This is a genomic window from Nocardia otitidiscaviarum (genome assembly GCF_007362295.1).
Taxonomy (GTDB): Bacteria; Actinomycetota; Actinomycetes; order Mycobacteriales; family Mycobacteriaceae; genus Nocardia; species Nocardia otitidiscaviarum.
On sequence record NZ_CP041695.1, the window covers coordinates 3,271,865 to 3,294,172 of the forward strand.

Here is a 22,308-nt window from a genome sequence, read left to right on the forward strand (position 1 = left end):
GAAGATCATCATGGACGTCGACACCGGTATCGACGACTCGCTGGCCCTGCTCTATCTGCTCGCCTCGCCCGAGGCGGAGATCGTCGGGATCGCCGCCACCGCGGGCAATGTGGGTGTCGAGCAGGTGGCGGCCAACAACCTGGCCTGGCTCGAGCTGTGCCGGGCGCCGGAGATCGAGGTGGCGCTGGGTGCGGCGGAACCGCTGGTGATTCCCCTGCGCACCACCGAGGACACCCACGGCCCGCACGGCGTCGGCTACGCCGAACTGCCGGTGTCCGCGCGGGAGTTGTCACCGCGCTCGGCGGCGCGCATGTGGGTGGAGTTGGTACGCGAGCATCCCGGGGAGATCGTCGGGCTGTGCACGGGGCCGCTCACCAATCTCGCGCTCGCCCTGCGGCTGGAGCCGGAGCTGCCCCGCCTGCTGCGCCGGTTGGTGATCATGGGCGGCGCGTTCAACCATCCCGGCAACACCACGCCCACCAACGAATGGAATGTGCACGTCGACCCGGAGGCCGCCAAGGAGGTGTTCGATGCCTTCGCCGCGGCACCGGCGGATCGGCGGCCGCTGGTGTGCGCGCTCGACATCACCGAGACCATCGAGATGCGGCCCAAACACCTGGTGCTGCTGGCGGAGCGGGCGGGCAGCACACCGGTGGAGACGGTGACCGAGAGCGACCCCCCGCACGCCCGGTCGGCGGCGAGCAACCCGATCATCCGGTACTTCACCGACGCGGTGCGGTTCTACTTCGACTTCCACCGCATGCACGACCAGGGGTACCTGGCGCATATGCACGATCCGTTCGCGGCGGCGGTGGCGTTGGACCCACAGCTGGCCGTGACCCGGCCCGCCACCGTGGATGTCGAACTGGCCGGCACTCTCACCCGTGCCACGACGGTCGCCGACTGGGCGGGCATGTGGGGCCGGGAACCCAATGCCGACATCGTGATCGGCACCGATCCCGAACTGTTCTTCGACCGGCTGGTCACCCGCGTCGGCGATCACGCCCGCACGCTCTATCCGCCGACCGGACAGGAGAACCGGTGACCGACTACCCCACCGAACTCCGCGCCCGCCTGGGTCTTTCGCATCTCGTCGACATCCACACGCATTTCATGCCCGATCAGGTCATGCGCAAGGTGTGGGCCTACTTCGACTCGGCGGGTCCGCTCACCCGCCGCGAATGGCCGATCGTCTACCGGGACGAGGAGCAGGTGCGGCTGAAGACCCTGCGTGGATTCGGTGTTCGCGCCTTCACCTCGCTGGTCTACGCGCACCGTCCCGATATGGCGGCCTGGCTCAACGAATGGACCGCCGACTTCGCCGCCCGCACCCCCGACTGCCTGCACACCGCCACCTTCTACCCCGAACACGGTGTGGACAGCTATGTCGAGGCCGCCGTCGCCGCCGGAGCCCGCATCTTCAAGATCCACCTCCAGGTCGGCGACTTCCATCCCTGCGATCCGCTGCTCACCCCGGTCTGGGGGCTGCTCCAGGATGCCGCCGTCCCGGTGCTCGTGCACTGCGGATCCAGTCCCGCCCCGGGCGCTTTCACCGGCCCCGAGCCCATGGCCGAACTGCTGCGCCGGTTTCCCCGCCTGACTCTGATCATCGCGCACCTGGGCTCCCCCGAATACGTCGAATTCCTGGACCTGGCACAGCGGTACGACAACGTCCTGCTGGACACCACCATGAATTTCACCGACTTCTTCGAGGCCGACAGCCCCTTTCCCGGCAATGCCCTCCCCCGCCTGCGCGACTTCTCGCACCGCATTCTGTTCGGCAGCGATTTTCCCAACATCCCCTACCCCTACGCCCACGCGCTGCACGCCCTCGACCGTCTGAACCTCGGCGACGACTGGCTGCGCGCCGTCTGCTACGACAACGCCGCGCGCCTGTTCGGCCTGCCCTGATACCACCGCCCCCGATACCAACGTCCTGCCACGGGGGTCGTTCGACTCTGGTTCGGGGGTGCCCGGAGCCGGACGATCGGGGGGGAATCGATGGGAGGAGCAGGATCATGAAGGCAACGACGGCGGCGGGTATCGCCGCGGCGACGGCCGCGGCCGCGCTGGCGGCCGGGTCGCGGATACCCGTGGTGCGCGACGCGGTGCTGCACTGGGGAGCCACCGCCGCGGAGGTGGAACGCGCCCTGCCGGGCGACGAGTTGGCGCCGCGGGCGGATGTGGTGGCCACGCGGGCGATCCGGATCGCCGCGCCACCGGCGGCGGTCTGGCCCTGGCTGGTGCAGATGGGTCCCGGCCGGGGTGGGGCGTACACCTACGACTGGATCGAGAACCTGCTCGGGCTGGATATGCACAGCGCGGACCGGATTCTCCCGGAGTTCCAGGAGATCTCCGTCGGCGAGGTGATCGCCCTGGGGCTGTCGGGGCCGCGGATGCGTGTGGAGGTGGTCGATATCGGGCGCGCCCTGGTCTTCGCCTCGAAGGATCGATCGTGGGTGTGGGCCTTCGCCCTCGTCCCCGACGGCGCGGGCACCCGGCTGGTCAGTCGCAATCGCATCTCGCGTCCGGGGTCCACCGCGCTCGGACGGTTCGCGTATCGGCTGGTCATGGAGCCGGGCAGTCTGGTCATGGAGCGGAAGATGCTCCTGGGAATCAAGGAGCGCGCCGAGCGGCTGGCCACCGCGGAAGGGACCAACGGCTCTGTCGACGGTGCGCAAAGGCGGTATGCGGTGGCGGGCGCGGAGCGAACACTCGATGTATGACCGCTATGGAGCTTCCTCCCGTACTGCCGGATCACCGGACGATCCTCGAGGCGATGCGACTGGCTTCCCGCGCGCCCTCGGTGCACAACACGCAACCGTGGCGCTGGGTGTTCGACGGCACGCGGCTGCACCTGTACAGCGATTCGGATCGGCTGCTGCACTGGGCTGATCCGCGCGGACGGCAGCTGGTGATCAGCTGCGGGGCCATGCTGCACCATGTGCGTACCGTCTTCGGCGCGTACGGCTGGCACACCGATACCGTGCGGCTGCCCGCACTCGAGCGCCCGGACCATCTGGCGGAGATCCGATTCCGGCCGTGGGCGGACCCGCCCGCCGGACTGCGCGCCCGTGCTCGGGTCATCGACCGGCGGCGGACCGACCGGTTGCCGATGGCGGCCCCGCGCGGCTGGGATGTGGTGCTGCCGCGGCTGCGCATGCTGGTCTCTCCTCACTATCTCGAACTCGACGAAATCGGCGAGGCGATGCGGGACCGGCTCGCGGCGGCCTCGGAGCAGGCGGCCGCGCTGCGCCGCCACGATATCGGGTACGCATCGGAATTGAACTGGTGGGCAGGGCATTCCGGTCCGGACGGCATTCCGCCGGCGGCGCTGCTGTCGCAGGCGGAGGCGGGGCGGGTGCGCGTCGGGCGGGCCTTTCCCGCCGGATCCCCGGGGCTGCGCCGCGCCGAGGTCGAGGACCGCGCCCGCCTGGTGGTGCTCAGCTCCCCCGGCGATACGCTGGAGCACTGGCTGCGCACCGGGGAGGCGCTGTCGGCGGTGTTGTTGGAATGCACCGCCGCCGGGCTGGGGACCTGCCCGCTCACCCATCTCACCGAATTGCCGTCCGGCCGTTCCCTGTTGAGCGGGCTGAGCCCGCGGCCGGGACAGCCGCAGCTGGTGATCCGCATCGGCACCGCGCCCGAGGACGAGCCGGACGTGGCGCCATCCCCGCGCCGGCCGCTGGCGGACTTCTTCACCACGGTGCGCGACTGAGGCCACATGGGCCGACCGGTCGGTCGTGTATCGGAGCGGCCTCGCGATCGTGCCGGCGGACGGGTTTGCCGCAGCTCCCAGGGGGAACTCCGCCGTCAGCGAAACGGACCAAGCATCCGGTGCGGGAAGGCGGATCGCCCGACAATGAGCAGCCCCGAGGCCGCGTCCAACCACCGATCGTCCGACAGCCGACAGGGCGCGCCCATCGCGGCGGATGCCGAACCGCTCACCGCGCGCCCCCTGTCGGAGGCCGCCTGCCTGCGGCTGCTCGCCGAGGTCAGCTTCGGCCGAATCGTGTACTCCCGATACGCCTTACCCGCCATCCGCCCGGTCGACCACATCATCGCCGACGGTGCGATCGTCACCACCACCGACGCCACAACCGTCCCGCCGTACCGGCAGGTCGTCGCCTACGAGGCCGACACCCTCGACCAGCACACCCAGTGCGGCTGGTGCGTCATCATCACCGGCACGGCGGAACCGGTCACGGACCCCACCGACCTCGCCCGCTACCGCGCGACCCTGCGTCCCCGCCTCACCGGCGGACGAGAACACCTCCTCCGCATCCGTCCCGAGGTCGTCACCGGCATCGAGTTCCTCGACCCGGCCCGGCAGTGACCTGCGGAACCACCTGTCCCGCCGCGGGACAGGCTGGCTCCCATACCCTTCCGGCCACACCCGATCGCATTCCTGCTGCGAGGGGCTGGGCTGGACCGGCTACGCCACCGATCCCCCGCTGCGACGCGTGGGCATCGCAGGTACCGGATCGCCCCTCGGCGCGGTCTGGGTCGCCTGGCATCTGATACCGCTGCTCCGGGTCGGTCATGCGCGGCCGTGGCCGTACCGGTGGCGGCGATCCTCACGTGGGCCGCGGAGCGGTGGTGCGCGGCCAGCACCAGTCGGTGATCTCCGGGGGATCATCGCCCACCCGGTGGATGTGGGCTCGGATGCGGGCGAGTCTGCCGAGCAGTTCGTCGCGCAGTGGATCGCGGCGGTCGGCCAGACGGGGGACCTGCTCGATGGCGGCCAGTGCCACCTGGAAACGGTCGATCCCGTTGCGGACGCACATGTCGAACGGCGTCGTGGTGGTGCCGTTGTCGATGAATCCGCGCACGTGCAGGCGGTCGTGACCCGGGCGGCGGTAGGCGATGCGGTGGATGAGCCACGGGTAGCCGTGGAAGCCGAAGATCACCGGGGCGTCGGTGAACATGCGGCGGTAGTCGTCGTCGGAGATGCCGTGCGCGTGCCGGTCCGGCGGGAACAGCCGCGCCAGATCGACCACATTGAGCACGCGAACGGCGAGGTCCGGCACCAGTTCTCGCAGCAGTGCCGCCGCGGCCAGGGTTTCCTGGGTGGGCACGTCACCCGCACAGGCCAGCACCACCTCGGTCGTACCGTGCTGATCGCTGCCGGCCCAGTTCCACACGCTCAGGCCGCGCTCACAATGTGCGCGGGCCGCGTGATCGCTCAGATACTGTGGGGCGGAGTGCTTTCCGGCCACCACCACATTCACCATGCCGCGCCCGCGCAGGCAGCGCTCGAACACGTGCAGCAGGCAGTTGGCGTCCGGCGGCAGGTACACCCGGCTCACCTCGGGACGTTTGCTCAGCACATGGTCGATGAAACCGGGGTCCTGATGGGACGCGCCATTGTGGTCCTGCCGCCACACATGTGAGGTGATCAGGTAGTTGAGGCTGGGAATCGGCGCGCGCCACGGGATCTCCGATGCCGCGTGCAGCCACTTGGCGTGCTGCACCACCATCGAGTCGACGATGTGCGCGAAGGCCTCGTAGGTGGAGAAGACACCGTGTCTGCCGGTGAGCAGATAGCCCTCCAGCCAGCCCTGGCACAACTGTTCGGACAGCACCTCGAAGACCCGGCCGTCCGGTGTGAGACCGTCGTCGCTGTCCAACCGCGTACCACGCCAGCGGCGCGCGGTCACCTCGAGAATCGCCTCCAGACCGTTGGAGGTGTGCTCATCGGGCGAGAAGAACAGCAGATTGCGCGGATTGTCCAGCAGCGCGTCGCGCAGATAGCCGCCCAGGACGCGAGTGGCCTGCGCACGCACGATGCCGGGAGCGGAGAAACCGACCGTGTAGTCGGAGGCGTGTGGCAGCCGCAGCCCCACGGTGGTGTGCCCGTGTGCGGCCGGGTGCGCGCCCATGCGCAGTTCGGCACGCGCCAGCGCGGTGATCCGCTCCACCGGCCGCCCCAGCCCGTCGAACAGCTCCTCCGGACGATAGGAGCGCAGCCAGTCCTCCAGTCGCGCACGGTGTTCGTCGTTCTCGCGCACATCGGTCAGCGGAATCTGATGCGCCCGGCAGGTGCCCGCGATGGCGACGCCGTCCACCGTGTCCGGACCCGTCCAGCCCTTGGGGGTGCGCAGCACGATCAGCGGCGGGCACGGATTGCGCGGCCCCAGCCCGCGCCGGGCGAAGTCGCGAATCTCCGCGATCCGCTCCATCGCTTCGTCGAGGACGGCCGCATAGCGCTGGTGCACCCGCACCGGATCGTCACCCTCGACGTACATCGGCTCCCAGCCGTGGCCGCTGAGCACCGCGTCGAGTTCGGTGCGCGTCATCCGCGCCAGCAGGGTCGGGTTCGCGATCTTGTACCCGTTGAGGTGCAGGATCGGCAACACCACGCCGTCGGTGGCGGGATTCAGGAAGGCGGGAGCGTGCCAGCTCGTCGCGAGAGCCCCGGTTTCGGCCTCGCCGTCGCCGATCACGCACGCCACCACCAGATCCGGATTGTCCAGGGCCGCACCGGTGGCATGGGCCAGCGAGTAGCCGAGCTCGCCGCCCTCGTGGATGGAACCCGGCAAATGCGGCGTCGCATGACTGGGCACACCGCCGGGGAAGGAGTACTGCCGGAACAGCTCCCGCATTCCGGCCGCATCCCGGCTCACCTCGGGGCGGCGTTCGGAGTAGGTGCCCTCCAGCCAGGTCGCCGCGTTCAGCGCCGCCGCGCCGTGTCCCGGGCCGAGCACGAACAGCATGCGCTGCCGGGTCCGCGCGATGGCACGGGTCAGGTGGGCGTAGGTGAGCGTGATCCCGGGCACGGTCCCCCAGTGGCCGATGAGCCGCGATTTGAGGTGCTCGGGCCGCAACGGCTCCCGCAGCAGCGGATTGTCCAGCAGGTACAGCTGGCCCACGGACAGATAGTTCGCGGCCCGCCACCAGGCGTCCACATCGCGCAGGCCGGGGGTGAGCGCACCGGGCTCACCGGCCAGCAGGGTCGTCATCCCCGCCCCTACTTCGCCGGGTGGACGACCATGACCGGGCAGGACGCGTGCTGCACCAGGGCGTGCGAGGTGGAGCCGAGCAGCAGACTGGTGAAACCGCCGCGCCCCCGGCTGCCGACCACGACCAGCTGGGCCGTGCGCGACCATTCGCGCAGCCGCCCGGCCGGATCGGTGGCGTAGACCTTGCGCACCACCTCGACCTCGGGGTACTTCTCCTCCCAGCCGGCCAACCGCTCGGCGAGAATCGCGTGCTCGGTGACGTCGAGATCGTCGGTGGACATCCACACCGGATCCGCGCCCGCGAATTTGCCGCCCTTCCAATCACTCCAGACATGGACCGCGACCAGCTTCGCACCCCGCTCGGCCGCCTCGGCGAAGGCCGCGCCGATGGCGGCCTCCCCCGCCGGGCTGCCGTCCACGCCCAGCACCACCGGACCGGAGGTGTGGATGCGGTTGCCCGCCTCCGGATCGGTGCGCACCACGATCACCGATCCTTCGGCGTGCGCGGTCACCGCGAGCAGCGTCGACCCGAGATGACCGAAGGTGCCGACGGTGCCGGTCGCGCCCAGCACCACCGCGTACGCGTCGGCGCTGTGCGCGATGAGCAGTTGGGCGGCGGAATCGGCCGACAGGTTCACGGTGATCGGGACGTCGGGGGCCACCGTCTTCGCCACCTCTTCGGCGCGAGCGATGACCGCCTTGCCGTTGTCGCGCACCGTGTCGACCACCGCCGGTACCGAGACCTCGTAGACGCCGAGCACATGGGTGAGGCCGACCAGGTCCATGCCGTGCAGGATGTGCAGCGGGCGCTCCCGCTCGGCGGCAAGTTCGGCCGCCCAGCGCAGGGCCGCGTCCGAACCCGCCGATCCGTCCACGCCCACGACCACCGGTGCGGAGACCAGATGGTGCGGATCCTCGAAGCGCTGCTGTGTCATGGCGACCTCCCGTACGGGGTTGACGGTGCCCGGCCGGGCACCCACCCTCACGGTAGAAATCGGCACCCGCCACCGGATGCTGCCGATCGTCACCGGCTGCCGGGACCGAAGCCACTGCCGGAGGACACTTCTCGCAGCTCCGGGCACTGGGTCCCGAACCCGCGTGACCTTGGTCCCGTCCGCCGGGGCCGCACGCCCCTCACGACGGTGGCGCGTGGCGCGAAAGCTTGCCGGCATGCGAACCGACTCGTCGCCCGATGACGCGATACTCGCCGTCCCCGCCATGGCGGTGGGCATCATCATGCTGACCGTGGCCCTGGCCACCGCGCCCCTGCTACCGGGTTGGGCCGACGATTACGGCACCATACTCGTAGCGCTGGCGGTGGCCGAGTACCTCGCGGCGGCGACGGCCTCGGTGTGGTGGGGCTGCCGCGCCCTGTGTGCCGCTCGGTAACCGGTGTAGCGCGCAGCGAGGTCCGAAATGCCCATGGACCACGTCGGAATAGGGACTTTGGACCATCGCTGTGCCCCGCGCTCCCGCGTATGTTTGTTCGCATTACTCACCACAGATCGGATGCCGCCATGATCAAGGTGTTTCTCGTCGACGACCACGAGATCGTTCGCCGGGGACTCGTCGACCTCCTCGAGGGGGATCCGGAACTCTCGGTGGTCGGCGAGGCCGGGGACGTCGCGCAGGCCCTGGCCCGGATTCCCGCGCTGCGACCGGATGTCGCCGTGCTCGATGTTCGCCTGCCCGACGGCAACGGCATCGAACTCTGCCGCGAGCTGCTTTCGCGACTCGACGATCTGCGCTGCCTGATCCTCACCTCGTTCACCGACGAACAGGCCATGATGGACGCCATCCTGGCCGGTGCCAGCGGCTACGTGGTCAAGGACATCAAGGGTATGGAATTGGCGAAGGCCATCAAGGAGGTCGGCTCGGGCCGGTCCCTGCTGGACAACCGGGCCGCCGCCGCGCTCATGGAGCGGCTGCGCCGCAGCACCCAGCCCGACGGACCGCTGGCCGGGCTCACCGAACAGGAACGACGACTGCTCGATCTGCTCGGTGACGGCCTGACCAACCGGCAGATCGCCGAACGCATGTACCTGGCCGAGAAGACCGTGAAGAACTACGTCTCGCGACTGCTGGCCAAGCTCGGCATGGAACGCCGCACCCAGGCCGCGGTACTGGCCTCCAAACTGCGCTCCGGGTCCGCCGCGACGCAGCAGGATGGGTGATCCCGAGACCGGTTCGCACTCGGTGCGCGAGGCGCTCTCGCAGCTGCGGCTGCGGGAGCTGCTGGCCGAGGTCAGGGACCGGGTCGAGCAGATCATCGACCGCCGGGACCGGATCGACGGCCTGGTCGAGGCCATGCTGGCCGTCACCTCCGGACTGGATCTTGACCACACCCTGCACACCATCGTGCACACCGCCATCGAACTGGTGGACGCCCGGTACGGCGCGCTCGGGGTGCGCGGGCCGGATCGGCGACTGAGCCGGTTCGTCTTCGAGGGCGTCGACGAGGCGACCGGGCGGCGGATCGGCGATCATCCGTCGGGTCACGGCGTCCTCGGCCTGCTGATGAGCGAGGCCACGCCCATTCGCCTCATGAACATCGCCGATCATGCCGCCTCCGTGGGCTTTCCGGAGCACCATCCGCCGATGCGCGCCTTTCTCGGTGTGCCCGTGCGGATTCGGGACGAGATCTTCGGCAACCTCTATCTGGCCGAGAAGCGCGGCGGGCTGCCCTTCACCGAGGACGACGAGGTGATCGTGCAGGCCCTGGCCGCGGCGGCGGGCACCGCCATCGACAATGCGCGGCTCTACGCGTCGGCGCACGCCCGGCAGGCGTGGATCGAGGCGATCCGCGACATCTCCACCGAACTGCTGGCGGGCACCGCGCCCGACACGGTGTTGGCGCAGGTGGTCGAACGTCTTCGCGCACTGACCGAATCGGAGCGGGCGTTCGTCGCCCTGGCCGACGATCCGGAGCTGCCGCCGGAGGAGATCACCGAACTGCGCATCGCACAGTGGTGCGGCACCGGCTCCGACCCCGGCCACCGCATCGTCGCGCTGTCGGGCACCGCGATCGGCGACGCCTTCCATCGCCGCGGCACCCGGCGTTTCGCCGATCTCGTCGGCGTGGAGCTGGGCAAGCCGATCAGCGGGGCCGGACCGGCCCTGCTCGTGCCGCTGCACGCGCACGGCTCGACCTTCGGTGTGCTGGTGACGACGCGCGCCAGCGGATCCGCGCCCTACTCCGACGAAATCCTGGAACTGACGGCGGGTTTCGCCGATCAGGCCGCCCTGGCCATCCAGTTGGCCGCGGCGCAACGGCGGGTGCGGCAGTTGGATGTGCTCACCGACCGCGACCGCATCGCCCGCGATCTGCACGATCACGTCATCCAGCGGCTGTTCGCCGTCGGGCTGGCCCTGGAGGGGACGGTGGCGCGGGCGCACACCGACGAGGTGCGGCAGCGCCTGTCGGATGTGGTCGGCGATCTCCAGGACGTGGTGCAGGAGATCCGCACCTCCATCTTCGATCTGCACGGCGGCGATCCGCGCAGTGTGCGCCTGCGCCAACGGCTGGCGCGGGCCGTCGAAGCGCACACCGCATCCACCGACATCCGAGCCTCGCTCCGGGTCAGCGGACCGCTGTCGGTGGTCGGCGCGGAACTCGCCGACCAGGCCGAGGCGGTGGTGCGGCGGGCGGTGGGCCATGCGGTGCGGCAGTCCGGAGTGGGCGCGGTGACCGTGCGGGTGGACGTCGCCGACGAACTCACCATCGCGGTATTCGGCGACGGGAACGGGATCGCGGGCGACAGCACGCCGGACGAGCTGCACGATCTCGAACTCCGGGCACGTCGAGCGGGCGGCGGTCTCGAAATCGCCGCCACCGCGCAGGGCGACGAAACCCGGCTGGTCTGGTCGGTGCCGCTGCGCTGAGTCCAATCCCCCTGCACCGAGTCCGATCCCACTGCACCGAGTCTGTTCCCACAACGCCGAGCTCGATCCCATAACGCCGAGCGCGCTCCCACAACGACGAGCTCGACCGCACTGCGCCGAGCTCGATCCCGCTGCGCTGAGCTCGATCCCGCTGCGCTGAGCTCGATCCCGCTGCGCCGGGCTCGATCCCGCTGCGCTGAGTACGATGCCACTGCGCTGAAACCGGCCCGCCGGACAGCGCGCCGGTCCGGCGCGCTCCCCTCCTCAGCCTTCGCGAACCACCAGTACCGGGCAGGGGGACAGGTGCAGCAGGGCGGTGCTGGTCGAACCCAGGTTCATCCCCGCGAAACCGCCGCGGCCACGCGTGCCCACCACGACGAGCTGCGCGCCGTCGGCGTACTCGAGCAGGGCCCGGACCGGGGTGTCCCGAGCCACCACCCGCTGCACCTCGACCTCGGGGAACCGCTCGCCGAAACCGGCCAGGCATTCGGCGAGGACGGCGTCCTCGGTCTCCTGAATGCCTTCCCACGGGATGACGGGCAGGTCGTGGCCGGTGTCGTCGCTCCAGGCGTGCACCGCCACCAGGCCGACCTTGCGCCGCGAGGCCATCTCGAAGGCCATGGCCACCGCGGGCATGCTGTTCTCGCTGCCGTCCACGCCGACCACGATCGGGCGGTGCGCGGCGGTCGGATCGGTCTCCTCCGGCATGGCAGGGACGACCACGACCGGGCAGTGCGCGTGCCGGGTGAGCGAGGTGCTCACCGATCCCAGCACCGCGCGGCGCAGCGCGCCGCGACCGCGATTGCCCAGCACGACCAGCCGCGCGCCGCGCGACCGGGCGATGAGCGTGGTGGTGATGGGCTCGAAGATGAGTTCGGTGGTGACGGTGAGATCGCCGGGCGCGGTGTGCCGCGCGATGGCGGCGGCCTCGCTGAGCACCCGATTCCCGTCCTCGCGCACCCAGGCCAGTTCCGCCGCTCCGAGCGAGGTGACGGGCACCTTGGAGACCGGAATGGCGTACGAGGTGATGATGTGCAGCGGGCAGCCGCGCAGATCCGCCTCCGCCGCCGCCCAGCCGACCGCCTGGTAGGAGATCGCCGAGCCGTCGACGGCGGCCAGGATGGGCGCGGGTCGTGATGCCTCGTGCGCGGTGTCGGCCATGATTCCTCCCGTGGTCGGTTGTTACACCCAGCATGCCCGGCGAGCCGGGGTGGTCCCAGGGAACAAGGTCATTCGGGTCCGGGGTCGTCCGGCCTCGTGGCCCCGGTCGCGGCCCGGTACGCCTCCAGGGCGGTCGGCAGGGTCGGGAAGAGCCGGTCCGCGCCGACCCGGTCGACCAGGCCCGCGGCGTCCAGGGCGTCACGCAGATCCTGCTTCACCCGCGCCATGGCGAAAACGATGCCGCGCGAATCCAATTCGGCGCGCAACTGGTCGACGGCGTCGAGTGCGGTCAGGTCGACCTCCACATTGGCCTCGGCGTTCAGCACGAACCATCGCACCGGTGCGTCCCGGCCCAGCAGCTCCACCGACTCCAGCGCCCGGGTCCGGAAGTCCTCGGCATTGGCGAAGCACAGCGGGGCGTCGTAGCGGTAGATCACCAGTCCGGGAACGGGTTTCGCCTCCGGATAGTCGTCGATGTCGTGCATGCCCGCCAGACCGGGCACGAAGCCGAGGATGGCGTCGTGGGCGCGGGCCACGCGCCGCAGCAGATCCAGAATGGACAGCGCGATGGCGATGCCGATCCCATAGAGGACACCGAAGATCAGCACCGCGGCGGTGGTGCCCAGGGCCAGCACCAGCTCACTGCGCCGGAAGCGGGCGAACCGGCGGAATTCCGGGAGGTCGATCAGGCGCAGCGCCGCGAACACCACGAGCGCGCCGAGTGCGGCGGTCGGGAACTCGGCCAGGATTCCGCGCGCGCCGAACAGCACGATCAGCACCGCGGCCAGGGCCACCAGCGAGTACGCCTGGGTCCGCGCGCCCGCGAGATCGGCGATGGTGGTGCGCGACGCGCTACAGCTGACCGGGAAACCGTGCATCACCCCGGCGGCCAGATTGGTCGCCCCCATCGCCCCGAGTTCCCGGTTGGCGTCGACCCGCTGACCGTGCCGACCGGCGAAAGCCCGTGCGGTGAGGGCATTGTCGGAGAAACCCACCAGGGCGATACCGATGGCGGGCAACACCAGCTGGGTGAGGTCCGCGGCCGCCACCCCGGCCACGCCGGGCACCGGAACACCGGGCGGGATCGCGCCCACCACTCCGATGCCGTGCTCGCTCAGCGAGAACACCGCCACCACCACCGATGCCGCCAGCACGGCCAGCAGCGGCCCGGGCGCACGCGGTGCCCAGCGGCCGAGCAGCAGCAGCGCCGACAGCACCACCGTGGCCAGAATCGTTGTCGGCCAGTGCAGATCGGAGAGGTTCGCGAGGAAGGAGCGCAGCTGGCCCGGAATGGTCTCCCCGTCGACCCGCACCCCCGTCACCTTGCCGAGCTGGCTGGCGATCATGATGCCCGCCGTGCCCGCGAGGTAGCCCACCAGCACCGGTTTGGACAGCAGATCAGCGAGCACCCCGAACCGCGCCAGCGATCCCACCAGGCAGATCGCGCCCACCAGCAGCGCCAGCATCGCCGCCAGCGCCGCGTACCGGCCCGCATCACCCGCCGCCAGCGGGGCCAGCGCCACGGCGGTGAGCAGTGCGGTGGTGGATTCCGGTCCCACCGACAGCTGCCGCGAGGTGCCGAGGAAGACGTAGACGGCGAGCGGCCCGAGTATCGCCCACAGTCCGGTCACCGGCGGCAGCCCGGCCACCGTCGCGTACGCCATGACCTGCGGGACCAGATAGGCCGCCACGGTCACCCCGGCCACCACGTCGGGGCGCAGCCAGGCGCGCTGGTATCCGCGGAACTGCTCGAGCCCCGGGAGGAAACGCGCCGGACCGTTGATCATCAGGGTCCGACAGTACCGCGCGGCGCGCCCACCCGTCCCGTGTGCGCGGAAGGTGTTTCCGCGTCGCCGGTTCGGGCGCGATCGACGGGCTCAGCGCCGATCCCGACCGTCCCCGTCGGCCGGGGCGGTGTGGTCGCGGGCCAGACCCACCATGGCCAGCCCGGCCTCCCGGATCACGGTGTCGAGCTCGTCGAGAATGTCGGCCACGGTCCGCCCGGCCGCCTCCAGCCGCTCGGCGGTGACGTCGGGACGGCCCAGTTCGGATCGCACCGCGTGCAGGCGCAGTCCGATGTCGAACATCCGCCGCACGAGTCGGTCGTTGGCGTCCGCATACGCGGCCTGACTGTCGGCCAACCGCGCCGGATCGAACTCCCCGGACAGTGGCGGTGGGATCGGGAGGGCGGCATCGGCCATCTCGACTCCTGGGTCGCGAGCGGGATCCCCCAGCCGCGCCGCGGGACTCGGGAAAACGTCACGAGTATCGTACGCTGTCACCGTCTCGGACAGATGGAGTCTCGAAACGCAATTTCTTTCGCGCGCAATGAAAATCATGCGTTTCGCCAATTTCCGGATCGGGTACGCCACAGTCCCGGGAAACGTGGAATACTTCGTGTCCCAGCAAGAATGCGTTCGCAGTTCGATGGCCGACAGAGTTTGTGGGGTATGGCCGTGCACGAGGAACTCCAGCCGCGGGAGCTGTCCACATCGGATTCGCTGCGACTGTTGAGCGGTATCCGCTTCGGCCGGGTGGTCTTCTCCCGGTACGCACTGCCCACCATCCGCCCGGTCAACCATGTCGTGGACGGCGGCATGATCGTCATCCACGCCAATCCCGGCACCACCCTCAGCGCGGACCGCCAGGTCGTGGCCTACGAGGCGGACACCATCGACCAGGCCACCCAGTACGGCTGGTGCGTCATCGTCACCGGCACGGCCGAGGAGGTCACCGATTCCGGCGACCTCGCCCGCTATCGCCGCCTGCTGCCCACCACCCTGCCGGGTCCCCGGCACCGCATCGTCCGCATCCGCCCCGATTTCGTCACCGGCGTGGAATACGTTCCGGCCGCTCTGCTTCCGGAAGATGCCCGGCCGACCGAGGACCGCTGAATTCGGCCGCGAATTCCGACTACGCCGTGGACGGTCCGTCGAACGCGTTCAGGATCTCCTCCGCGGCCAGGGCCGGAGTGAGCGATCCGTCGCGGACCTGCTTTTCCACCTGCGTCCGGATGGCGCGTACGGCCGGATTGTCGGTGAGGCGGCGCAGCAGTTGGTCGTGCACCATATTCCAGGTCCAGTCGACCTGTTGGCGACGGCGCTTCTCGGCGAATTCCCCCGCCTCGGTGAGCACGCGGCGGTGTTCGAGCACAGTGTTCCAGAAGGTGTCGAGCCCGTGGCCCTCGAGTCCGCTCATGGTGATGACCGGTGGGTGCCACAGCGATTCGCGCGGATGGATGAGCCGCATGGCCCCGCTCAGTTCGCGGGCGGCGGCCTTGGCCTCCACCTCGTGCTTACCGTCGGCCTTGTTCACCGCGACCAGGTCGGCGAGTTCCAGCACCCCCTTCTTGATGCCCTGCAACTGGTCTCCGGTGCGGGCCAGGGTGAGGAAGCAGAACACGTCGACCATATTGGCGACGGTCACCTCGGACTGACCGACGCCGACGGTCTCCACCAGGATCACGTCGTAGCCCGCCGCCTCCAGCAGCACGATGGTCTCGCGGGTCGCCTTGGCCACCCCGCCCAGCGTGCCCGCGGTGGGCGAGGGTCGGATGTAGGCATCGCGCTCCACCGCCAGTCGGCCCATCCGGGTCTTGTCGCCGAGGATCGAGCCGCCGGTACGGGTGGAGGACGGGTCGACCGCCAGCACAGCCACCCGGTGCCCCTGACCGATGAGATGCATGCCCAGCGCGTCGATGAAGGTGGACTTGCCGACACCCGGCACCCCGGTGATGCCGACTCGGTTCGACACCACCGCGTCGCTGTCGGGCGTGACCCGCAGCAGCAGTCGCTGCGCCAGTTCCCGGTGGTCGGTGCGGGTGGACTCCACCAGCGTGATGGCCCGCGCCAGCGCCGCGCGCTCACCGGCGCGCACCCGGGCGGCCAGGTCGTCGACATCGATGACCCGGCGCGCCGCTCCGGCCGTCCCGGGCGCGCCGCCGCGCGGCCCGACGCCCGCCGTGGTGCCGAGCCGCGGGCGGTCGGCGCCACCCTCGTTCGCGTGTGCGGCGTCGCTCATTCCGCCGCGCCGGTGCCGATCTCGTGGCCGAGCGACGCACCCAGCTTCTTGATCAGGCCGATGGCCGCATCGGCGATGACGGTGCCCGGCGGGAAGATGGCGGCGGCACCGGCCTCGTAGAGTTCGTCGAAGTCACCGGGCGGGATGACACCGCCCACGATGACCATGATGTCGGGGCGGCCGACCTCGGCCAGCGCCTGCCGCAGCGCGGGCACCAGCGTGAGGTGACCGGCCGCCAGCGAGGAGACGCCGACGATGTGCACGTCGTTGTCCGCCGCCTGCCGGGCCACCTCCTCGGGAGTCTGGAACAGCGGGCCCACATCGACGTCCATGCCGAGGTCGGCGAAGGCGGTGGCGATCACCTTCTGTCCGCGGTCGTGGCCGTCCTGGCCCATCTTGGCGACCAGGATGCGGGGGCGGCGGCCCTCGGCCTCGGCGAACTCCTCCACCAGTGCGATGGCATTGCTGATATTGCTCACCTTGCCCGCCTCTTCCCGGTAGACGCCCGACAGGGTGCGGATCTCGGCCTGGTGGCGACCGTACACCTTCTCCAGGGCATCGGAGATCTCGCCGACGGTGGCCTTGGCGCGGGCGGCGTCGATGGCCAGGGCGAGCAGGTTGTTCTCCATGCCGCCCTCGGATGACGCGGCGGCACGGGTCAATTCGGCCAGAGCGCGTTCCACCTCACCGGAATCGCGTTCGGCGCGCAGCCGCTGGAGTTTGGCGTTCTGCTCGGCGCGCACCCGCGAGTTCTCGACCTTGAGCACCTCGATCGGAGTGTCCTCGGTGACCTGGTACTTGTTGACGCCGATCACCGGCTGCTGGCCGGTGTCGATGCGGGCCTGGGTGCGGGCGGCGGCCTCCTCGATGCGCAGCTTCGGGATGCCCTCCGAAATCGCCTGTGCCATACCGCCGTGCGCCTCGATCTCGGCGATGTGGGCGCGGGCGCGCTCGGCCAGCTGGTGGGTCAGCCACTCGACGTAGTACGAACCGCCCCACGGATCGGCCGGCCGGGTGGTGTTGGACTCCTGCTGGATCAGCAGCTGGGTGTTGCGTGCGATGCGGGCCGAGAAGTCGGTCGGCAGGGCGAGGGCCTCGTCGAGGGCGTTGGTGTGCAGCGACTGGGTGTGGCCCTGGGTGGCGGCCATGGCCTCCACGCAGGTGCGCGCCACATTGTTGAACACGTCCTGCGCGGTGAGCGACCAGCCCGAGGTCTGCGAGTGGGTGCGCAGCGCAAGCGATTTCGAGTTCTTCGGCTCGAACTTGGCGACCAGTTCACTCCAGAGCAGACGGCCCGCACGGAGTTTGGCGACCTCCATGAAGAAGTTCATGCCGATGGCCCAGAAGAACGACAGGCGCGGGGCGAACTTGTCGACCTCCATACCCGCGTCGATACCCGCCTTGATGTATTCCACGCCGTCGGCGAGGGTGTAGGCCAGTTCCAGATCGGCCGTCGCACCGGCTTCCTGGATGTGGTAGCCGGAGATCGAGATGGAGTTGAACTTCGGCATCTTCGCCGAGGTGTAGGCGAAGATGTCGGAGATGATCCGCATCGAGGGTTTGGGCGGATAGATGTAGGTGTTGCGGACCATGAACTCCTTCAGAATGTCGTTCTGAATGGTTCCGGCCAGCTGTTCGGGCTTGACGCCCTGCTCCTCCGCGGCCACGACGTACAGCGCCAGAATCGGCAGCACCGCGCCGTTCATGGTCATGGAGACCGAGACCTGGTCCAGCGGAATGTGATCGAACAGCTCCCGCATGTCCAGGATGGAGTCGATGGCCACACCGGCCATACCCACGTCACCGGTCACGCGCGGGTGATCGGAGTCGTAGCCGCGGTGGGTGGCCAGATCGAAGGCCACCGACAGGCCCTTCTGACCGGCGGCCAGGTTGCGGCGGTAGAAGGCATTGGAATCGGCGGCGGTGGAGAAGCCCGCGTACTGGCGGATCGTCCACGGCTGATTCACGTACATGGTCGGATACGGGCCGCGCACGAACGGGGCGACGCCGGGCACGCTGTCGAGCGGGTAGCCCGCCGCCTCCACCGCGTCACGGTCGGCGCGGGTGAAAACCGGTGGGACGTCGATACCTTCGGGGGTGGCCCAGGTGAGCTGTTCGGGCGCGTACCGATTCGCGGTCGCCGCGGCCTGAACGAAGTCCCGCACCTGGTCGCCGGTCACGGCGGCGTCGGTGGTCGATTCGAGGGGGACGTCGGCGAAATTGCCGATCAGATGCTTGATGTCGCTCATGCTTACGCTCCCAGCTTCTCCAGCAGGCCGGACAGTGCCGTCACCGCATCCATCCGCGCCGTCAGGAATCCATCCGGCCGCTGCGCGCCGGCGGCGTCGGCCACCGCCTTCTCCGGCCCGGCCAGCAGCACCGTGGTCACACCGGCCGCGCGCAGCGCGTCCACCGCCGCCGCGGCCTCCGTGCCGTAGCGGTTGTCGGAACCGCACAGCACCGCGAGGGCGACACCGGATTCCGCGACCGCGGCCGCGATGCCGTCGACGGCCAGCGCGCCCGGATTGCTCGTCTCGATACCGCCCGAGGCGAGCAGGTTGGCGGCGAAGGTGACCCGCACATTGTGCTCGGCCACCGGTCCCAGCGGCACCAGCAGGGCGCGCGGACGCGACCCGTGCGCGGCCAGATAGGCGTCGGAGCGGTTGCGCAACGCCTCGAACGCCGCGCCGTAGCTCGTCTGCGAGGTCATGGCGCGGGCCGCCTCGGACAGCGGCTGCTCGGCCAGGTTGGGGAATTCGTTCACGCCGGTGACGGCCGACCTGCGGTGCGCCACATCACCGTCACGGTGCGCCTTGGTCTCGCCGACGCGCCGGGCCAGCAGACCGGATTCCAGGGCGGCCAGGTAGCCACCCGCGGCCTCCAACTCCCGCATGAATTCCCATGCCTTGGCGGCGAGTTCGTCGGTGAGCGACTCGACGTACCAGGAGCCCGCGCCCGGATCCTGGACGTGGCCCAGGTGCGACTCCTCCAGCAGCAGCAGTTGGGTGTTGCGGGCCATGCGCTCCGAGAACGCCTTCGACACCTCGAGTTCCCCAGTGGGCAGCGCGTGGTCGAAGGGCAGCACGGTGACGGTATCCGCGCCGCCGACGCCCGCGCCGAAGGCGGCCAGGGTGGTGCGCAGCATATTCACCCACGGGTCGCGCTGGGTCATCATGGCGGGCGAGGTCACCGCCTGCTGCGGGGCGTTGCCGAAGGCGGGCGCGCCGCAGACCTCGGCGACCCGGGCCCAGAGCCGCCGGGCCGCACGGAATTTGGCGATGGTGGCGAACTGGTCGTTGGTGGCGGCGAAGCGGAATTCCAGCTGGCCCAGCGCATCCGCGATATCGGCGCCGGCGTCGGTGAGGGCGCGCAGATACTCCAGACCCGCCGCCACCGCCGCACCGAGTTCCTGCGCGTCGGAGGCCCCGGCTTCATGAAAGGCCAAGCCGCACACCGTGATCGCGCGCACGTTCTCGGGCCGTGCCACCGCGTCCTGGGCCAGTGCGATCGCGCCGTCCAGATCGAGGGCGGGGGTTCCGGCGAACAGGCTCGTCAGGGGAGCAGCACCCAACCGGACCTGAATGTCCGCGCGCTCCTCGACCTGGTAGGCGTCGAGCGTCGCGTAGACCCGCGCTGCGGCCTCGGCCAGCACCGGACCGGCGTCCAGGGTGAGCGGGGCCAATTCGAACAGCAGACCCGACAGCGCGGCGGGCAGCTGTGCCACGGGCACGCCGCCCTCCCCCACGCGGAGCCAGACGGCGCTGACGCCGTTCTCCAGTCCGAAGAGGATCTCGCGATTGGTCTCGGCCGCGTCGGCGCCGCCGAAACGCGCACCGACGTACCAGCCGCGATGCACGTCGCGGGTGCCGTCACCGCCGCGCACGAACGGGAACTCGCCCGGCAGCGACTGCTCGGGCAGTTCGTCGCGGCGCGTGTAGAGGGGGTTGACGGTCAGACCGTCGTACGTGGTGACCGCGAGCAGCTTCTCCGGCTCGTCCGGCAGTTCCGAGACGTCCACCCTGCGGGCCTTGGCCAGCACGCCGGCGACACCCTTGCGCCAGGCGGCATACCCGGGCACCGGTCCGGTGTCCGAGTCTGAAGCAATCGGCATAGCTGCTGTTTCCTTCTCCCACACATGCCCCGAAAGGGACCGCCCCAGCAGCGCCGAACGTCTCGTTCGCCCTGCTCAGACAGCGTTTCGGTTAACGAGCATTCCTCGTCTTGCCTTCTGATGCTAGCGGCAGGGTTGTGATTCCCGTCGCCGGGCATTCACTACCAGCCGGTAACCTGGCGCGGTGCCAACAAGCCCGCGGACCCACGTCAGCCGACTCGGTGGATACCGAATGGTCACGTTTCTCGTGGCCGTCGTCGCGCTCTTCGCGGTGGTCGCGCTCATCCCGCTGCCGACCGCCGCGCAGATTCGGACCTGGGCCGATTCCTGCGGGCCGCTGCTGCCGCTGGTGTTCTTCGTCGCGCACGCGTTGATCTGCGTGGCTCCGTTCCCGCGCACCCTGTTCACCGTCAGCGCGGGCATGTTGTTCGGGCCGGTACTCGGCCTCGGCCTCGCCCTGTCGGCGACGACCGTGAGCGCCGTGCTGGCTCTGCTGCTGGTGCGTGCCCTGGACAAGGAGCGGTTGCGCGCCCGGCTCACCCATCCGACGGTACGCGCCGTCGACGCCCGGCTGGCCCGCCGCGGCTGGCTGGCGGTGGGGTCGCTGCGGCTCATCGCCTTCGCACCGTTCTCGGTGGTGAACTATTGCGCCGCACTGTCGTCGGTACGGCTGACGCCGTATGTCGTGGCGAGCTTCGTCGGCATCGTTCCCGGAACCGTCGGCACGGTTCTGCTCGCGGACGCGCTCACCGAGCACACCCACCCCGCCCAGCTCATCGTGTCGGGTGTCTGCATCGCCGTGGGCATCATCGGACTCGCCGTCGACACCCTGCTGGCCACGCCCGAGGAGCGGCCGGAGCCGGTGGCCGCGACAACTCCCCGCTGAGCGCTCTCCCACCCCGTTCGTCTGCGCCGATTTCCTTGGCGCGGCACGATATTCGAATAAGGGAGACAGCGCAGGGAGATGCACATGGCACCGAGAGTCTGGCCGCTCGAGCGCGGCCACATCGTCACCTCGCCCTTCGGCCCCCGCGGCGGCGGCTTCCACTGGGGCGTCGACTTCGGCTTTCCCGGCGGCTCGGCCAACCGCCCGGTCTTCGCCATGCAGGGCGGCTATGTCACCCGGTCCGGACCGGCCTCCGGCTTCGGGCGCTGGGTGGTGATCGACCATCCGACCGCCGACGGGTCGGGCACCACCGTGTACGGGCACATCATCCCCGAGGTTCGTGTCGGCCGCCGCATCGAGGCGGGCCAGCGCATCGGCCTCGTCGACCCCGACCGCCGCACCAACGGCAACGTGCCCCCACACCTGCACATCGAATGGCACCGCGCGCTCTGGGCACCCCCCGGTTCCGACCGCCTCGACCCACTCCCCCTCCTGGTCGGCGCGGCCCATCCCCTCGCCGACTGGCAACACGTATTGACGCCCTGAACCGGGCAGCGTGCCGCACCGAAGATTCGGCCTCGGACAAATCCACTGGCCGAATCCGTTGCGCGACGGGCAGACTCCGGCTTCAACGGCCGCGCCGACATCGCGACAGAGGAGCAACCATGCACCCATCCGCACCTCCAGACCTCCCCCGGCTTCGCGGACGGGCACGGATGGCATCGATCGCGGTGTTCATCGCCCTGATCGGCCCGGTGTGCCTGGCCCTGGCCACCCTGACCTTCGGTGCCAGCCGCAATTCGACGGAGGGACAGGCGGGCAGGGCCCTGCTCGGCGGCGGCGTGGTGTACCTGATGCTCGCTTGGCCGATCGCCGGGATCGCGGTCATGCTCTGGCTGCGGCGGGCGCGGATCAACACCGAGACACTGAACCCGGATTACCGGCATCGTTTCGCCCGCGGCTGGGTGATCGCTGGCTGGATCGTCCCCGTTGCGAACCTGTTCGTTCCACCGCTCATGGTCGCCGACGTGCTGCGGGCCTCGAGCGCGGGCCGAACGAGCTCGCGCGTGGTCGCCACTTGGTGGACCACCTGGCTGACCGCCCACCTCACCCTCGTCATCGGCTTCGTGGCCGTGAACAACGTCGAATACCCCCGGGGCGCGTCCGCGCTGGGCCAGTCCCTGCTGCTCACCCTGGCGCTGTTCGCCGTGGCCGCCTTCACCCTGCGGTCGATCATGGTGACCGTGGCCCGCTCACAGGACGGGCGCTAGCACGACCCTCACCAC

At 70.1% G+C, this 22,308-nt stretch carries 20 protein-coding genes; 12 read left to right on the forward strand and 8 right to left on the reverse strand.

Features of this window, described 5'->3' with window-relative positions; genetic code table 11:
- The first annotated feature begins 10 nt into the window (after positions 1-10).
- The 5 genes from FOH10_RS14460 to FOH10_RS14480 all read left to right on the forward strand — a co-directional run bounded on the left by FOH10_RS14460 (position 11) and on the right by FOH10_RS14480 (position 4,336).
- Positions 11-1,045 carry a nucleoside hydrolase gene (locus FOH10_RS14460; RefSeq protein WP_143984094.1) on the forward strand — a complete coding sequence of 345 codons (1,035 nt, stop codon included), beginning with the start codon at positions 11-13 and terminating at the stop codon, positions 1,043-1,045.
- Between the two features lie 68 nt (positions 1,046-1,113).
- The gene (locus FOH10_RS14465) at positions 1,114-1,911 is read left to right on the forward strand and encodes an amidohydrolase family protein (RefSeq protein WP_244962079.1); all 798 of its coding nucleotides are present in this window, start codon (positions 1,114-1,116) and stop codon (positions 1,909-1,911) included.
- A 107-nt stretch (positions 1,912-2,018) separates the two neighbouring features.
- On the forward strand, positions 2,019-2,726 hold the full coding sequence (locus FOH10_RS14470) for an SRPBCC family protein (protein ID WP_244961985.1): 708 nt from the start codon (positions 2,019-2,021) through the stop codon (positions 2,724-2,726).
- On the forward strand, positions 2,723-3,718 hold the full coding sequence (locus FOH10_RS14475; protein WP_143981103.1) for an Acg family FMN-binding oxidoreductase: 996 nt from the start codon (positions 2,723-2,725) through the stop codon (positions 3,716-3,718). The genes FOH10_RS14470 and FOH10_RS14475 overlap by 4 nt, the downstream gene beginning before the upstream one ends.
- Before the next feature lie 144 nt (positions 3,719-3,862).
- Positions 3,863-4,336 (forward strand): pyridoxamine 5'-phosphate oxidase family protein, encoded by a 474-nt coding sequence (locus FOH10_RS14480; RefSeq protein ID WP_143981104.1) that lies wholly within the window; start codon positions 3,863-3,865, stop codon positions 4,334-4,336.
- Positions 4,337-4,577: 241 nt separating this feature from the next.
- Here FOH10_RS14480 and FOH10_RS14485 read toward each other — a convergent pair whose 3' ends face one another.
- Both FOH10_RS14485 and FOH10_RS14490 read right to left on the reverse strand, forming a co-directional pair.
- Positions 4,578-6,962 (reverse strand): phosphoketolase family protein, encoded by a 2,385-nt coding sequence (locus tag FOH10_RS14485; RefSeq protein WP_143981105.1) that lies wholly within the window; start codon positions 6,960-6,962, stop codon positions 4,578-4,580.
- A gap of 8 nt (positions 6,963-6,970) precedes the next feature.
- Complete coding sequence (locus FOH10_RS14490; protein WP_143981106.1) at positions 6,971-7,897, reverse strand: universal stress protein; 927 nt, start codon at positions 7,895-7,897, stop codon at positions 6,971-6,973.
- A gap of 235 nt (positions 7,898-8,132) precedes the next feature.
- Here FOH10_RS14490 and FOH10_RS14495 point away from each other — a divergent pair, with 235 nt between their 5' ends.
- From FOH10_RS14495 to FOH10_RS14505, 3 genes are all read left to right on the forward strand, one after another.
- Positions 8,133-8,351, forward strand: coding sequence for a hypothetical protein (locus FOH10_RS14495; RefSeq protein ID WP_143981107.1), 219 nt, complete (start codon positions 8,133-8,135; stop codon positions 8,349-8,351).
- Positions 8,352-8,479: 128 nt separating this feature from the next.
- Positions 8,480-9,136, forward strand: a complete 657-nt coding sequence (locus FOH10_RS14500; RefSeq protein WP_039814624.1) for a response regulator transcription factor — start codon at positions 8,480-8,482, stop codon at positions 9,134-9,136.
- Positions 9,129-10,844 (forward strand): GAF domain-containing sensor histidine kinase, encoded by a 1,716-nt coding sequence (locus FOH10_RS14505; RefSeq protein ID WP_143981108.1) that lies wholly within the window; start codon positions 9,129-9,131, stop codon positions 10,842-10,844. The genes FOH10_RS14500 and FOH10_RS14505 overlap by 8 nt, the downstream gene beginning before the upstream one ends.
- A 264-nt stretch (positions 10,845-11,108) precedes the next feature.
- Here FOH10_RS14505 and FOH10_RS14510 read toward each other — a convergent pair whose 3' ends face one another.
- The 3 genes from FOH10_RS14510 to FOH10_RS14520 form a co-directional block, all read right to left on the reverse strand.
- Positions 11,109-12,005, reverse strand: coding sequence for a universal stress protein (locus FOH10_RS14510; RefSeq protein ID WP_143981109.1), 897 nt, complete (start codon positions 12,003-12,005; stop codon positions 11,109-11,111).
- Positions 12,006-12,073: 68 nt separating this feature from the next.
- Complete coding sequence (locus FOH10_RS14515; protein WP_143981110.1) at positions 12,074-13,792, reverse strand: SulP family inorganic anion transporter; 1,719 nt, start codon at positions 13,790-13,792, stop codon at positions 12,074-12,076.
- A gap of 90 nt (positions 13,793-13,882) precedes the next feature.
- Complete coding sequence (locus FOH10_RS14520) at positions 13,883-14,206, reverse strand: hypothetical protein (protein WP_143981111.1); 324 nt, start codon at positions 14,204-14,206, stop codon at positions 13,883-13,885.
- A 249-nt stretch (positions 14,207-14,455) separates the two neighbouring features.
- Here FOH10_RS14520 and FOH10_RS14525 point away from each other — a divergent pair, with 249 nt between their 5' ends.
- Positions 14,456-14,899 (forward strand): pyridoxamine 5'-phosphate oxidase family protein, encoded by a 444-nt coding sequence (locus FOH10_RS14525; RefSeq protein WP_051037355.1) that lies wholly within the window; start codon positions 14,456-14,458, stop codon positions 14,897-14,899.
- Positions 14,900-14,918: 19 nt separating this feature from the next.
- On the opposite strand, the gene meaB is transcribed toward FOH10_RS14525, so the two are convergent.
- From meaB to FOH10_RS14540, 3 genes are read right to left on the reverse strand one after another with little or no spacing between them, the layout of a single operon-like run.
- Complete coding sequence (meaB, locus tag FOH10_RS14530) at positions 14,919-16,025, reverse strand: methylmalonyl Co-A mutase-associated GTPase MeaB (RefSeq protein ID WP_081592501.1); 1,107 nt, start codon at positions 16,023-16,025, stop codon at positions 14,919-14,921.
- A complete protein-coding gene (scpA, locus tag FOH10_RS14535; protein WP_029928610.1) occupies positions 16,022-18,274 on the reverse strand; it encodes a methylmalonyl-CoA mutase in 2,253 nt (750 codons plus the stop codon). Before scpA ends, meaB begins: the two co-directional genes overlap by 4 nt.
- 2 nt (positions 18,275-18,276) lie before the next feature.
- Positions 18,277-20,136 (reverse strand): methylmalonyl-CoA mutase family protein, encoded by a 1,860-nt coding sequence (locus FOH10_RS14540; protein ID WP_143981112.1) that lies wholly within the window; start codon positions 20,134-20,136, stop codon positions 18,277-18,279.
- A 232-nt stretch (positions 20,137-20,368) separates the two neighbouring features.
- On the opposite strand from FOH10_RS14540, the gene FOH10_RS14545 reads away from it, so the two are divergent.
- The 3 genes from FOH10_RS14545 (at position 20,369) to FOH10_RS14555 (ending at position 22,293) form a co-directional block, all read left to right on the forward strand.
- Positions 20,369-21,022 (forward strand): TVP38/TMEM64 family protein, encoded by a 654-nt coding sequence (locus FOH10_RS14545; RefSeq protein ID WP_143981113.1) that lies wholly within the window; start codon positions 20,369-20,371, stop codon positions 21,020-21,022.
- Between the two features lie 84 nt (positions 21,023-21,106).
- Entirely contained in the window at positions 21,107-21,568 is a 462-nt protein-coding gene (locus FOH10_RS14550; protein ID WP_143981114.1) for a M23 family metallopeptidase, read from the forward strand.
- Between the two features lie 170 nt (positions 21,569-21,738).
- Complete coding sequence (locus tag FOH10_RS14555; RefSeq protein WP_186000834.1) at positions 21,739-22,293, forward strand: DUF4328 domain-containing protein; 555 nt, start codon at positions 21,739-21,741, stop codon at positions 22,291-22,293.
- Positions 22,294-22,308: the final 15 nt, after the last annotated feature.